Source organism: Bacteroides luhongzhouii (assembly GCF_009193295.2).
In the GTDB taxonomy this organism is placed as follows: Bacteria; Bacteroidota; Bacteroidia; order Bacteroidales; family Bacteroidaceae; genus Bacteroides; species Bacteroides luhongzhouii.
In genome coordinates this window covers 2,502,382-2,516,831 of sequence record NZ_CP059973.1, presented here as the reverse complement: position 1 = coordinate 2,516,831, position 14,450 = coordinate 2,502,382, and the positions used below count along the sequence as shown (strand labels likewise).

At 42.6% G+C, this 14,450-nt stretch carries 7 protein-coding genes; 2 read left to right on the top strand and 5 right to left on the bottom strand.

Going from position 1 to position 14,450, the window contains the following annotated elements:
- Positions 1–70: 70 nt before the first annotated feature.
- The 5 genes from meaB to GD631_RS09055 all read right to left on the bottom strand — a co-directional run bounded on the left by meaB (position 71) and on the right by GD631_RS09055 (position 12,119).
- Complete coding sequence (meaB, locus tag GD631_RS09075) at positions 71–1,162, bottom strand: methylmalonyl Co-A mutase-associated GTPase MeaB (RefSeq protein ID WP_074556835.1); 1,092 nt, start codon at positions 1,160–1,162, stop codon at positions 71–73.
- A 10-nt stretch (positions 1,163–1,172) separates the two neighbouring features.
- Positions 1,173–2,240: a DUF1573 domain-containing protein gene (locus GD631_RS09070; protein ID WP_074556836.1), complete on the bottom strand. Its 1,068-nt coding sequence runs from the start codon at positions 2,238–2,240 to the stop codon at positions 1,173–1,175.
- 225 nt (positions 2,241–2,465) lie between these two features.
- Positions 2,466–8,195 carry an alpha-2-macroglobulin family protein gene (locus GD631_RS09065; protein ID WP_185911609.1) on the bottom strand — a complete coding sequence of 1,910 codons (5,730 nt, stop codon included), beginning with the start codon at positions 8,193–8,195 and terminating at the stop codon, positions 2,466–2,468.
- Positions 8,196–9,553: 1,358 nt separating this feature from the next.
- A complete protein-coding gene (locus GD631_RS09060) occupies positions 9,554–11,011 on the bottom strand; it encodes an aminoacyl-histidine dipeptidase (RefSeq protein ID WP_143259133.1) in 1,458 nt (485 codons plus the stop codon).
- A gap of 121 nt (positions 11,012–11,132) precedes the next feature.
- Positions 11,133–12,119, bottom strand: a complete 987-nt coding sequence (locus GD631_RS09055; protein WP_143259132.1) for a lysylphosphatidylglycerol synthase transmembrane domain-containing protein — start codon at positions 12,117–12,119, stop codon at positions 11,133–11,135.
- A 116-nt stretch (positions 12,120–12,235) separates the two neighbouring features.
- Here GD631_RS09055 and rsmA point away from each other — a divergent pair, with 116 nt between their 5' ends.
- Both rsmA and mgtE read left to right on the top strand, forming a co-directional pair.
- On the top strand, positions 12,236–13,036 hold the full coding sequence (gene rsmA, locus GD631_RS09050; RefSeq protein WP_143259131.1) for a 16S rRNA (adenine(1518)-N(6)/adenine(1519)-N(6))-dimethyltransferase RsmA: 801 nt from the start codon (positions 12,236–12,238) through the stop codon (positions 13,034–13,036).
- 61 nt (positions 13,037–13,097) lie between these two features.
- Complete coding sequence (gene mgtE / locus GD631_RS09045; RefSeq protein WP_143259130.1) at positions 13,098–14,438, top strand: magnesium transporter; 1,341 nt, start codon at positions 13,098–13,100, stop codon at positions 14,436–14,438.
- Positions 14,439–14,450: the final 12 nt, after the last annotated feature.

Sequence of the window (14,450 nt, the reverse complement as noted above, 5' to 3'; positions counted from 1 at the left end):
CTGAACATTTTCTACCCGCTTATACTAAATGTATTCTTTAAGAATCAAAATTTTATTATCATTTAAAGTCTTATTTCAAATCTTCAAAATAAGTATCGAGCAAACTTCTTGCAGCTATAAATGAAGTCAGGTTGCCTTTCAATACCTGCTGTTCTTTTTCTAAAAGCATCGCTTCAATCTTTGGATTATGATAGAAACTATCACGAAGTTGTTCATTGATGCTTTCATACATCCAATATTTACTTTGTTCGTTACGGCGATATTCAAAATAACCGTTACCCTTGACAAAGTCAATATATTCATAAATCATATCCCATACCTCCTTGACCCCGAGGTTATAAAAACCGGAGTAAGTCAACACTTTGGGAATCCATCCGGATTCAGGCGCAGGAAACAGATGCAATGCATTACGGAATTGAGTGGCAGCCAACTTGGCACGTTCCAGATTATCTCCATCGGCCTTATTGATAACAATACCATCCGCCATCTCCATAATACCACGCTTAATCCCCTGCAGTTCATCACCCGTACCGGATAGCTGAATCAACAGGAAGAAATCAACCATCGAGTGAACAGCCGTTTCGCTCTGTCCTACTCCTACTGTTTCCACAAAAATCTTATCGAATCCGGCAGCTTCACAAAGAATAATTGTTTCACGTGTTTTGCGTGCCACTCCTCCCAAAGAACCAGCTGACGGGCTAGGGCGGATGAATGATTTTGGATGTACGGAAAGCTGCTCCATACGGGTTTTATCCCCCAATATACTGCCTTTACTACGCTCACTGCTAGGGTCGATGGCCAATACCGCCAGTTTGCCCCCCTTTTCGAGCACGTGCAGACCGAATACATCTATGGATGTGCTCTTTCCTGCACCGGGAACGCCGCTGATACCAACCCGGATCGAATTACCGGAAAATGGCAGACACTTCTCAATGATTTCCTGTGAGACAGCCTGATGTTCAGGCTTTACACTTTCCACCAATGTCACAGCCTGACTCAATATAGTGACATCACCTTTTACGATACCTTCTACAAACTCTGCTACTGAAAGTTGGCGTTTCTTAGGTTTCCGCTTTAAGTAGGGATTCACAGATGAGGGTTGTTCAATACCTTTATTGACAACAAGCCCCTTATATTCTTCACTATTTTCAGGATGTTCCATAATCACAGGATTAGCGTTTGATATTGATTTCGACTTTCGGGCGTAACGGATCATTCGTTATCATCAGGATACGTAAATGATGCTTCTTATTACCTACGTCACGCTTACGAATAGTTACTTTGAGCTTCGTCATTCCATCCGGAGGAAGGACCGTCTTCTTCAGGCTCACCCCTACCGACGAATTGAATACCTGCAACTTACTGATGACTAACGGAGTCTTTCCAGAATTAGCAATCAATATATCATGGCTTACCTTGCTCTTCTTTATCAACGGTATACTAAGATCTATATTCGTTTCTGAAATATGTATGGCAGGGGCATTCAAAGAATCTTTTTCCGTCATACGTGAGAAGTCGGGAAGAAGAATAGCCGAAACCGGTATTTCATTATCTTCGCTCACCTTATCACCCGAAAAACGGGAAAGGTAGACAGAAGTCTGCGTCAATCCATAATCTTTTAGCTGGCTCGCATCCAGAGTCAGTTTGATAGTTCCCTTCTTGCCTTTCAACAAGACCTTGGGCTCCGCTTCCATTTTCAGATAGGGAGGCAGATGCATCAACACCGGTTCGTAAGGACGATCGGAAAGATTGGCGATATTGAAAGTCAATGAAGGCTGCTGTCCGCGATAAACATCGGGGAAAGCAAACTCGTCACGATCTAAACGAATATTTCCGATTGTATAAGGAAGTATCTTTGTATAATCTTTAATTTCCTCCACTACCTCACCGGTAAACTTCAGATACACCAGACTCGGACTGGCATTGCTATATATTCCTACCGACTTTTCAAAATGTCCTAATGCCTTTGCGTCAAAAGAAGCTTTCACGACTCCTTTTCCTCCCGGGGCAATCGGTTCTTTGGTCCAGTCGGCCACGGCACAGGCACAAGAGGTAGTGACATTGGTCAGTACCAATGGCTGGTTTCCTGTGTTGGTGATGGTATATTCCACTGTCACCGGACGTTTCCACTCAATTTGTCCGAAGTTATGTGTCTCTTTATTTGAAGAGATACGAGGTTGGGCAACGGCTGCCAAAGCGACAGTAAGCAAAGATAATATAGATAGCAAACTACGTTTCATGCGATATTTTTTATTTTGGTGCACAAATGTAGGGGTTTTAGATGAGTTTTTCATCACAGATTACACAGATTAACACAGATTGACGAAAGAGGATTATTCTCTCCATCAAGAGGTATCAAATAGATTCAGGCACGAATTACACCTATTTTACGGTTTCAGTTTATCTGATGCACCGTGAAATCGGCATAATCCGTGCCTGAATATTTCTCTTACAAATGTCTTGCGTTACTCTTTAACGTCTACCGTCATCGAAGCTGAATGTGAAGCATACTCCGGTGCATAAGCGCATTGCATAGTTGCCAAGCCAGTTTCGTAAGTTCCTGCACGGCTGACACGGTAACTATATTCCAATACATATACTCCTTTTCCTAAATGATCGAAGAAGAAATTGGTCGACGCATCTTTGATGTCTACGTAATAGCCAAGTCCGCTATTCCAACGATAACCGGAAATGCTGCCGATCGGTTCGAAGCAAGCTCCCCGCTGATCTTTCAACTGTACAAAGTCCATCGGACGGTCTGCACGGATACTCAAACGGGAAACAACTTTGTCACCTACCTGAAGAACAGTCTTCGCTGTTATAGGCTGCAATTGAGGGACGTTATTTACCATACGTTCCACATACAATTGTTTCTCTACATTCAACTCACCACCCTGCTGTTTCACACCACTGATGGGGGATTCAAATTCTGCATACACAGCTCCCCAGGCGATACCCGAATTTCTCTTTTCCACTTCAATCTTACGGGCATCCACCACATTCTTCTGTGTGAAAGTACGCTTGATATATCCCAGTCCGGGAACAGTCGTTTTACTTGGAGCAACCGTTTCCAGCACTTCATTAGCAATCACAATCCGTACATCCCCCTGATTGTCAAGCAAGTTAACACCTTTCATCAGCAACGCAAATACTGCGTCGGCAGTAGCTACCGGAGAATTCCATTGTTGTGTTTGCTTTTGCTTCAACAACCAAAGTTTCATTTCTTCCACGGTATCGTTATTACCACCTATCGCCTCCAATGCTTCCATCACATCTACGTGAGCCTGCATCTGCATTCCGCCCCATGTATACGGATTCTCGTTGAAAGCAAAAAACATTCCCTGTTCATCCGTCTTGGTCAAGAATTCTTTCAGAGAAGCGACAAATTCCAGTGCTTCTTTCTTGCGTCCGGCTTTATCAAGTACAATAGCGGCAATCGCTTTCGTATCCATCGAAGAAGAAGAAAGTAACTCTCCTACCTTAGAAAGGTAATAGGTATAAGCAGCTTTATTGGTCGCGGGCACCTGCTCTCCGGAAATAGCGATGAGATACAAATATTGCAGAATACTGCCCGAAACACCGGTAAACTTCGCTCCTTCTTTCTGTGCTTTCAAGATTTCCTTATATTCGTCTAAAGCCGATTGGTGAAGGTAAGTGAAAGCATTCTGCTGCAAGGAGAGAGCAGTACCTGTTAATTTCTCACCTGTCAACATTGCCAGACGGGCATTCAGTTCGGTGATATAGGTAGTAACAAATCGGCTGCCGTTCATTCCTTTATACCAAGACCATGCACCGTTTGAGTTCTGCAACTCCTGCAACCGGGTCAAGGCCGCAATATTATTGCTACGGATATTATTCAAGTCAAACAAAGTGGCGATACGTTCTTTCTGTTGCTCTTCCGTCTGTGCTTCGAGCACCCAAGGAGATTCGGACAGAATAATATTCTTCACTTCCTGATTCTTTTGCAGATTGCTCAAGAAGGTTTCCTTCGTACCTCCTTGCAATTTCCAACTTTCAAATACCGCTTTAATCTTCGGCTGACTGTTCATAATGAACGAAGCCAAGGTATTTGCATAGTATGCAGTGGCCCAAGAGATTGCATTATTACTTGTAGGAAGACTCAAGGAAGGCAATGCCTGAATAGCATACCAAGCCGGATTTCCTGTAAACTCGACAGTCAGTTTACGGTCAGTTGCCGTTTTACTTTGTTGGTTGAACAGGCGGTCGAGCGAGAAAGTACGGGTTTCTTCTCCACGTACAGGCATTGGAAGTGTCTCTACCAAATGCTCTTTATTACTAAGCACCGGAAGCAACTGTTGTTCTCCATCGCTGAAAGTACCACTGTCGGCTATCATCCGGCATCCCAATATTTCGTATTTATCACCGACGGTAAACTGAAAGTTCACGCCAACCGTCTTTCCGGCAGCAAGACTGAATTTCTGTTTTTGTGTACTGATCACTTTCTCCGTCATCGGATCAAAAAGAATCAGACTTACCGTTCCGGCTTGTGGCTTACCAGTCATATTAGAGATAGAAGCTGCAAGAGAAGTCTTATCTCCCACACGTACAAAACGGGGAAGATTAGGAGTCAGCATAAATTCTTTGTTCGTGGTAGCTTCACCGTCCAGTGTTCCCATCAGCATCCCCTTCGTATGAGAATATCCACGGAAATTCCAACGTGTCAGACTTTCGGGCATTGTGAAGGAGAACGAGATTTCTCCCTGTTCATTGGTACGAAGTTGCGGGTAGAAGAAGGCCGTTTCTGCAAGATTCGTACGCAAGTCAGCAGAAGCTTCGGGGAGCATTTCGTCGTCAGACAATTCATCCGCTTTTCCTTCCGTCAATACTAATTCCGATTGAAACTCTACATTATTCACGGCATCAGCAGCCATAGCCGATTTCATCTTCGGCGCACTGCCCAAAGTTGCAACACTGCCTGTCAGTGTCGCCTTTCTTGTCGATCCATATCCTCTCACCATCACTCCAGCCAGTTTTCCTTCTAAAGCAATTCCGACACCATACCTCGGCTGCATCACAAAATGATCATATTCCAATCCCGGCACTTTGAGACTCTTCGTATTCCACCAGTAATTAAATGAATTATTGCCGGAATATCCGCTCATCCAATTAGAATACGGGACAATCTGACTATAGAAGATTTGGAAATTCGGCTGACGGTTCCATATCTTATCCAGTGAAGCATCATACATCGTTGCCAGCATTTCCGCATTGGCGGCTTGTCCCTGTGGCGTTTTAATCGTCAGTTTCCATTCTTCCTTCTGTCCGGGACGCAACTTATCGCGGAACACTTCCCACTTCATTGCCAATGTCTTATCCGGCACGCGTCTGATCAGTCGTGCGTGTTCCTGATAAACCTGCCCATCTCTCACCATACAGAAATTCACAAACACCCCGTCACCATAACTCTCCTGATATGGATATTCGAAGCGAACAATCGTATCAGATAGGTTCAACGTCTTACTTTCCAGTAATTTATCACCAGAGAATACATTCATCATCACATAAGCATCCTTTTTCGACGTACCAAAACAGAATACAGCCGGATGGGCAGCATCAAATTCCATATTTTCTCCATAGAACCATACCATCGTTTCTACAGGCGGACGCTTATCCTCAATAGAGAAAAGAATTGTGTTAGTATCAACAGTCACTTCCTTGCCCTGATTATCTTTCACCGATGCTTTCAATACATAAGGTCCCGACGGAAGATTCTTCCAGTCGAGCGTCATATTTTCGTTAGAAGTAAAAGTTCCCGTTGCAACCGGTTTCTCTTCCAGTTGTTTGAAATCCTTGTCTTTGGCAGGATATAAGTAATAATTTCCTTTCACCTCCACAGGTTGTCCATTCAGGTTCCGCACGTTAAACATCGTGTCGAATGGCTTATCCTTACAAGTCTTATCATGCAATTCCACCTGCAAAACCAACGAACGGTTGCCAGCCGAAATCACATCCGTAGAAGATTGTGTTTCGCCCGCCACATTGGTAACAGTAGCTTCAACGGAATAGCGGTAATACACTTTATCATCATTCTTATAAGAGTCACTTTCCTGCAAGCGAACCGGTATCATAAATTCTCCGTTCTCATTGGCCGTCACTTCACCGGAAGCAATCTGTACCGATTCCGCAAACCGCCAAAGGCTGTATGTAGAACGTGTCACCTTATATTTCACCGGAAGATCCTGAAGCAATACACCGCTATAAGATTCTATCTTACCTTTCACCTGCACTTCATCTCCCAACTTGTAACTTCCCTGTTGCTTTTCAAAAGTGATGTCAAATGTCGGACGCTTATAATCTTCCACACGTATACTTGTACGGCCTCTTCCTGCCTTCAAAGAGAACATTCCGTTCAGGCAAGCCGAAGGCAACGCAAAATCAGTGGCAAACGAGCCGAACTCGTTGGTGCGTACCGACTTCTGCCCTACTTCCTGATTATTCGCATCCAATAAAGTCACCGTATATTCCTTGTTCGGGAGCACATTCGCCGTGTCTGATTTTTGAGAATATGCAATTCCCTTTACATACACCGTCTGTCCGGGACGATACAAAGAACGGTCAGTCAATAAAGTCATATTTTCAGCCACCTTATCTTCGTCACCGTAGTATCCGTAACTTCCTGCATAGACACCTTGCTTCGGCATCGCCGTATCCGTACCCTTGGAAGCTTTCAGATAGCGGTATTCAGATTTCCAGGGAAAGACAACCTTACCATCTTTATCTGTCGTAAACTCCTGCAATACTTTTTCATCGTTACTATACATCGTAACTTTCGCATTCGAAATAGGATGTCCTGTCTGTCCGTCCAGCGTCACCACTTGATATTGTTTTTCCGGCAAACGACAAGTCAACACTTTGAAACGTGTTACATCAAACTTGCTTTCACTGTCTCTCTTCGCACGAATATCCGGTATGATACGCATTACGTAAGCTCCAAGTTCGGGAACTTTGAATGTATACACCGTGTCCCGTGTCCGGTAATCTTCCGGGCGAATTACAGAGTAATGTTGTTCTTTTATCAGTTTCTTCGCCTGATAAATCCGGACGGTGAAACCATCCAGATTTTTATGTGAGGCTCTTAGTTCTATCTCTTCATTCGGGAAAGCCTGATCTGCCGCATAAACATTCAAATAAGGAGCCAATATCTCTTCCCGAAGATTTTTCAAAGCATTGATTCTGTCATACCCCGGATAAAGACGAATCGCCTCATCGCAAAGCTGCAATGCATCAACCTGCTGTTGCCTTTCAATAGCATAACGAGCTTGCACCAAGTACACTTCAGCACATATCGGTTCCGAAGCATATTCACTTTTCAATGTATTCAATGCTTTCAGGTAATTGTCATCCGTCAATACCGAAGACTCTCCCTTTGCTTGGAGAGGTCGGATATATCGTTCCGCTCCCCGTCGCCATTCCAAATAGTTAAGTGCAGTCAATACATAACCCTCTTTCAATCCGGCTGCTTTATAAGCAGAAAGCATATTTCCATAAATAGCTATTATATCCTGTTTCACGGGATTTACAGCGTTCGTTTCAGCATGCCCACTACTTAGTCTTTCCACTTGTAATAGAGCGTCAATGCCACGGGAAGCTAATAAATGATAGAGATCATGGTGATAATATTCACTCGTTTTCCCCAGTTCTACGAAAGGGATATAGTCGCTTGAAGAAGTTTTAAGCAGTAACACAGAGTCAGCCAAGGCTTCTTTTACATTTGTCCGCACTTTCTCTACAAACATATTGGCAGTCCACTCGCGTATATCCGTGGAAGGCGTTTGGCCTACGATTTCTGTCCGTTGGCGAAGTTGCCATTGATTGTCGGCAGCATAATTTGCATAAATTTCGGCTATCAGAGAGTGCAAAATAGCACGATCCTTTGGTTGGTCGGCCTGTTTCACCCACTGCTCCAGCCCGTTCAGACCGGCATAAAGACTATCTGAATTCAACATTTCCCGGTATTTCATCCGCCACGTATATGCTTTGAGCATCTGCGGAGAGTTTTTCTCTTTTTCCCCTTTCTGATAAATCTCATCAGTCAGTTTTATCACTGTCTTCGGCAAGCTCTTTTTCTCCGCTTGCTCCACTTCTTTCCATAATTTGTCGAAAGTCTGTGCCTGCGCCGCCGGAATCACTCCCAACCATAGTAGCACCATCATACAAATCTGCTTTACTTTCATAATCTTTCTAGTTTAAGTTCGCTATACGTCTCACTCTATAAATAACAAAGTAAAGAAATAAAGTTTAAAGATTTGTACTTTTTAGCTTAAAAAAAACTTTTATCAAGCTATCAGCTCTGTACCGTATCCTATAGACAGTAGCCCATTAACAAATACGCTCTAGAATAAGATAAAAAGCGATCACTCGATTTGTTATTTAGTTGGACAGTTCATTTTGTCTGGGTTTTGAATTAAATTCTACATAATGAAAAAAACATCTATCATACTATCATTCATTTTAATAGTCTTCTCATTATCAATATAATAATCATGATAGATAACTTTATAAAAGTGTATCTATCATACTTTTACCAGCAAAAACAAGTTATCTATCATTGACATAAATAACCAAACAAAGGTCCTATAAATATAAGATGACTTGTTTTTGTTACAATGAATCCGCATAAATCCGATTATCATGGCTCAATAATCCAATTTTAACAGCGATAAATTTATAGCCCACATACGTGTGCTGTATAGCCCGCATGTGTAGGCTACATGGTTTACAGGTGTGGGCTGTACAGCCTGCACATGTGCACTATAAAAAGACTACCGCTCCCAATAGATTATTAAGCTGTCAAATACAGGTTATTATCCCATAAAACATCCATCTTCATGCCCTTAAATGGATATTTCCATCTAATACGACACTAAAATAAACACAGTATAAGTATGATAGATCTTTTTTTTCACTATGTAGTATTTAAGTCCAATCCATACACTTTATACCCAGCCCCACACCATATAGTTCTATATATATAGAAAAGTGGGGATATCGTCTTTAATAACGTATCCCCACTCTAAACCTAGTTAATGTACTTGTACTCATTTCTCAATTCTGTACCCCCATGAAAGCATTTCATTACGACCGATTTCACTAAGGATTTTTCTAACTAAAGAACCCATTTTCTTTGCCATAATCTTTAAACTTTTAAATTACTAATTCCTGAAAACTAAAAATAAAACTTACTTGTTTGGTTTAGCATTAATTGTTGAATATCCCCAAACATGCACATCGGCTTCGCCGATCTTTCTAAACAATCTTTTTAAACTTTTCATTTTGTTATCCTCCTAATTACATGTTTTATAACACAAAAATACTGCCTTTGTTTATACATTACACCTAAAAAAGAAGATTTCTGTGTTTTATAGCATATTTATTGACTTGCATCAATTAATTTATTTGTTATAAGACAAAAAATAACAATATATGCTGCAACAAATATGGCAAAAAGGCACGGATGACATTTCATCCGTGCCTTTAATATAAATACCTATTTATATATAAATAGGAGAATATTTACGTAAAGAGAATACGCTTATTTCAGTGGAGTTTGTTCCAAAGTAGCCACCAGGAAGTCATAGAACTTCTGCACAGTAGGAATCAATGCTCTTTCGTCTGGTGAGTGCGGCGAACGCAAAGTCGGGCCAAAAGAAATCATATCCAATCCCGGAATAATAGCACCGATAATACCACATTCCAAACCTGCATGAATTACTTTCACCGCAGGTTCAACCCCAAACTGCTGTTTATAAGATGCCTTCATCGCATGCAAAATCGGAGAATTAACATCAGGCTGCCAACCGGAATATCCCCCAGTCATTTCCACCTTCATACCTGCCATAGAGAAACAAGACTCCAAGCTGGTAGTCAGATATTCCTTCATGCTATCGCTCGAGCTGCGAGCCAGAATCTTAATGGCAGCTTTTCCTCCACCAATCGTAATAATAGCAAGATTGGAAGAAGTCTCTACCGTATCCGGAACAGTAGGAATCATACGGGTCACGCCGTTCTGACAAGCAAAGATTGCATCAATCAGATTGTCCTGAATCTCTTCAGGCACTTCACCTACAGGAAGTTCCACACGTTCAGCCGTAAAGCTGATCGGTGTTTCAATTGCCGAATATTCTTCATTGAACAACTCCTCGCAGTATTTTACCAAGCCCATCAGTTCTTCTTCATTTTCAGCTGGAATCGTAATTACCGCATGTGCCTCACGTGGAATGGCATTACGCATATTACCACCTTCCCAGCTAGCCAGACGGGCTTCATAACTGGCAACAGCTTCACGGATAAAACGAACCAGCAACTTATTAGCATTGGCACGTCCTTCATTGATTTCCAACCCCGAATGTCCGCCACGCAATCCTTTCAATGTAACTTTCACTGCCACATCTCCTTCTTCAGGAGCTACTTCTTTATATTCCAAAGTTGCAGTTACATCCATACCGCCGGCACAACCGATATACAACTCACCTTCATCTTCAGAATCCAAATTCAAAAGAATCTCTCCGTTCACTGTACCCGGTTTCAAGCCGAATGCACCGTACATACCGGTTTCTTCATCTTTCGTGATAAGAGCTTCCAAAGGACCGTGTTTCAACTCTTTCGATTCCAACACTGCCATAATAGCTGCTACACCCAGTCCGTTATCTGCGCCCAAAGTAGTGCCTTTTGCTTTTACCCAGTCACCGTCTATATAAGTTTCAATCGGATCTTTTTCAAAATCGTGTACAGTATCGTTGTTCTTCTGCGGAACCATATCCATGTGCGCCTGAAGAATCACACCTTTCCGGTTTTCCATACCCGGAGTGGCGGGTTTACGGATAATCACATTACCAGCTTCGTCTACAAAAGACTCCAACCCCAGCTCTTTTCCGAAACCTAAAAGAAATGCTGTAATCTTTTCCATGTGTCCTGACGGACGGGGAATCTGTGTCAACGAATAAAAATGCTTCCACACATTTTGTGGAGCTAAAGAAAGAATAGTACTCATAATAAATATTTTAAAACTATTTTAAATCTGATAATTAAACAGTGCCAAGTTATGGAAAAGTTTTCAGATGACAAAGGAGGTTAGCAAGAACATTTAAGAATACACTCTTTTAGCTGAAAAATTATGCTCGATGTCTATTGGCAAACGGTAGAGCAGCCAAGCCATATACACCCAATAAAACAACTAAAAAGGTTTGAATACCGTGTACAATCAGGGCAAATATTCCGGCGTCCGTCACATTTACTCCATAAAGCATCATCATAGAAATTATAGCAAAATGCCAGGGTCCCGCCCCGTTAGGAGTAGGCACAATCACAGCAAACGTACCGCCAACAAACATGACCAATGCTGCAAGGATACCCAAATGTGCCGTAAAGGCAAAACAGTAGAATGTAAAATAGAAATGGAAAAAGTAACAAGCCCAAATGGCCAATGTATAAAAAATAAAGAGAGGAATGTTGCGTACGCCTTTTAAAGACATAATCCCTTCCCATATATTCAATACAAATCCTTTCACCCGTTCATAGAAGAACAACGTTTTTCTTAAATAATAAAGAAGTATCACCACGCCAATAAAACAAAACAGAATGATATAAAACCATACTGAAGTCAGAAGGTGGACTAACGAAGGGATTTTCGTCCCGGTCTGCTGAAGAAAAGTGACGAATATCGGTAATTGGAGCAATACAGTGATGCCTGTGATGAGAAGGATAGTCAACGTATCAACCAACCGCTCCGTAACGACTGTTCCCAACGACTTGGCAAACGAGACATTATCATACTTCGCCAACACTCCGCAACGACTCACCTCCCCGATCCGGGGAACCACTAGACTGGCAGCATAAGAAATGAAGATAGCATTCACGCAATCGCTCTTTTTCGGGAAAGCGTCCAACGGCTCCAATGTCTGCCTCCACCGCCAACCACGAAAGACTTGCGCAAATACTCCAAACAATAATGAGAAGAGCATCCACCACCAATTTGTACCGTGTAATAACACATCGCCCGCTTTTGTAAAATCAAAGTCGCGATATACCCAGAATAAGATAAAGCCGCCTAAAACAACCGGTAATATCAGTTTCAGCGTCTTTTTTAATAGTTCCTTCATCCTTAATTCTTCGTTAGCTTCGCTGACACATCATTTATTTTTTAATAGATAGTGGTACGTTCTTCATTTAAAAGAATTACCTTTGTCGGCTGCAAAAGTAATTATTTAGTTGGTAAATGAAATTAGTAAAGCCTAAAAAGTTTCTCGGACAACACTTTCTGAAAGATCTGAAAGTTGCGCAAGATATTGCCGATACTGTCGACACCTTCCCCGAACTGCCTATTTTGGAGGTGGGGCCGGGTATGGGAGTATTGACCCAGTTTCTGGTAAAGAAAGACCGGTTGGTAAAGGTCGTAGAAGTTGACTATGAGTCGGTTGCTTATCTTCGTGAAGCTTATCCTTCATTGGAAGACCACATCATCGAGGATGACTTTTTGAAAATGAATCTTCACCGGTTGTTCGACGGGAAACCTTTCGTGCTGACTGGTAATTACCCGTATAATATTTCCAGCCAAATCTTTTTCAAGATGCTGGACAACAAAGATATCGTCCCCTGTTGCACGGGAATGATTCAAAAAGAGGTAGCCGAACGTATTGCAGCCGGACCGGGCAGCAAGACTTATGGTATCCTCAGCGTATTGATACAGGCATGGTATAAAGTGGAATATTTATTCACTGTCAGCGAACACGTGTTCAATCCGCCTCCCAAAGTGAAAAGCGCTGTTATCCGCATGACACGCAACGAGACAAAAGAGTTGGGATGTGACGAAAAATTGTTCAAACAAGTAGTGAAAACGACTTTCAACCAACGACGCAAAACATTGCGCAACTCTATCAAACCTATTTTAGGTAAAGATTGTCCACTCACAGAGGACATATTATTTAATAAACGCCCGGAACAACTATCGGTAGCAGAATTTATCGATCTGACCAATAAAGTGGAAGAAGCACTAAAGACGGCCGACAACGCCCAATAGTTGGCGGGCAACAGTGAGCAGAGAACTGGATTTTGTAATTCGTAATTTGTAATTGACAACGATGAACGAGGAATACATTGACAACGTTAAACACCTTATTGAGCAAAAAGACGCCGACAAGGTAAAAGGTCTTCTCATCGACCTCCATCCGGCCGACATCGCCGAATTGTGCAATGACCTGAATTCGAAAGAGGCTAAGTTCGTCTATCGCCTGCTCGATAACGAAATTGCTGCCGACGTGCTTGTCGAAATGGACGAAGATGCTCGTAAAGAGCTGCTCGAAATGCTTCCTTCGGAAACAATCGCCAAACGCTTCGTTGACTACATGGATACGGATGATGCCGTAGACCTGATGCGTGAACTCGATGAAGACAAGCAAGAAGAGGTTCTTTCGCACATCGAGGATATCGAACAGGCAGGAGACATCGTCGACTTGTTGAAATATGACGAAAATACCGCCGGTGGTTTGATGGGTACGGAAATGGTACTCGTCAACGAAAACTGGAGTATGCCCGAATGTCTGAAAGAGATGCGGCAACAGGCGGAAGAGCTGGACGAAATCTATTACGTATATGTCATCGATGACGACGAACGTCTGCGAGGTATCTTCCCGCTCAAGAAGATGATTACTTCCCCTTCTGTATCCAAAGTGAAACACGTGATGCAGAAAGATCCGATTTCGGTGCACGTAGATACTCCCATCGATGAGGTGGTACAGGCGATTGAAAAGTATGACTTGGTGGCTATCCCCGTTATCGACAGTATCGGCCGACTTGTAGGGCAAATCACCGTCGACGACGTCATGGATGAAGTTCGTGAACAGTCGGAACGTGACTATCAGTTGGCATCCGGTCTTTCGCAGGACGTAGAAACGGACGACAATGTATTGAAACAAACCACTGCCCGCCTTCCTTGGTTATTAATCGGAATGATCGGCGGAATCGGCAACTCTATGATATTGGGAAATTTCGACGCTACCTTTGCCGCTCATCCCGAAATGGCACTATACATTCCGCTGATCGGTGGTACAGGAGGAAATGTCGGAACACAATCCTCGGCAATCATCGTACAGGGTTTGGCAAACAGTTCGCTGGATGCGAAGAACACGTTCAAGCAGATAACCAAGGAATCAGTAGTAGCTTTAATTAATGCCACTATTATCTCCTTATTAGTATACACCTACAACTTTATCCGGTTTGGCGCAACGGCTACGGTCACTTATTCCGTATCCATCAGCCTGTTTGCCGTGGTAATGTTCGCTTCTATTTTCGGAACATTGGTACCGATGACGCTGGAAAAGTTCAAAATCGATCCAGCCATTGCAACAGGTCCGTTTATAGCCATTACAAATGACATCATTGGAATGATGTTGTACATGGGAATAACCGTTTTATTGTCATAAAAACACGATAAA

What these genes read in the sequence shown, in the direction of transcription:
- meaB (WP_074556835.1), bottom strand. Translation starts at nt 1,162, where the DNA reads ATGGAACATCCTGAAAATAGTGAAGAATATAAGGGGCTTGTTGTCAAT.
- GD631_RS09070 (WP_074556836.1), bottom strand. Translation starts at nt 2,240, where the DNA reads ATGAAACGTAGTTTGCTATCTATATTATCTTTGCTTACTGTCGCTTTG.
- GD631_RS09065 (WP_185911609.1), bottom strand. Translation starts at nt 8,195, where the DNA reads ATGAAAGTAAAGCAGATTTGTATGATGGTGCTACTATGGTTGGGAGTG.
- GD631_RS09060 (WP_143259133.1), bottom strand. Translation starts at nt 11,011, where the DNA reads ATGAGTACTATTCTTTCTTTAGCTCCACAAAATGTGTGGAAGCATTTT.
- GD631_RS09055 (WP_143259132.1), bottom strand. Translation starts at nt 12,119, where the DNA reads ATGAAGGAACTATTAAAAAAGACGCTGAAACTGATATTACCGGTTGTT.
- rsmA (WP_143259131.1), top strand. Translation starts at nt 12,236, where the DNA reads ATGAAATTAGTAAAGCCTAAAAAGTTTCTCGGACAACACTTTCTGAAA.
- mgtE (WP_143259130.1), top strand. Translation starts at nt 13,098, where the DNA reads ATGAACGAGGAATACATTGACAACGTTAAACACCTTATTGAGCAAAAA.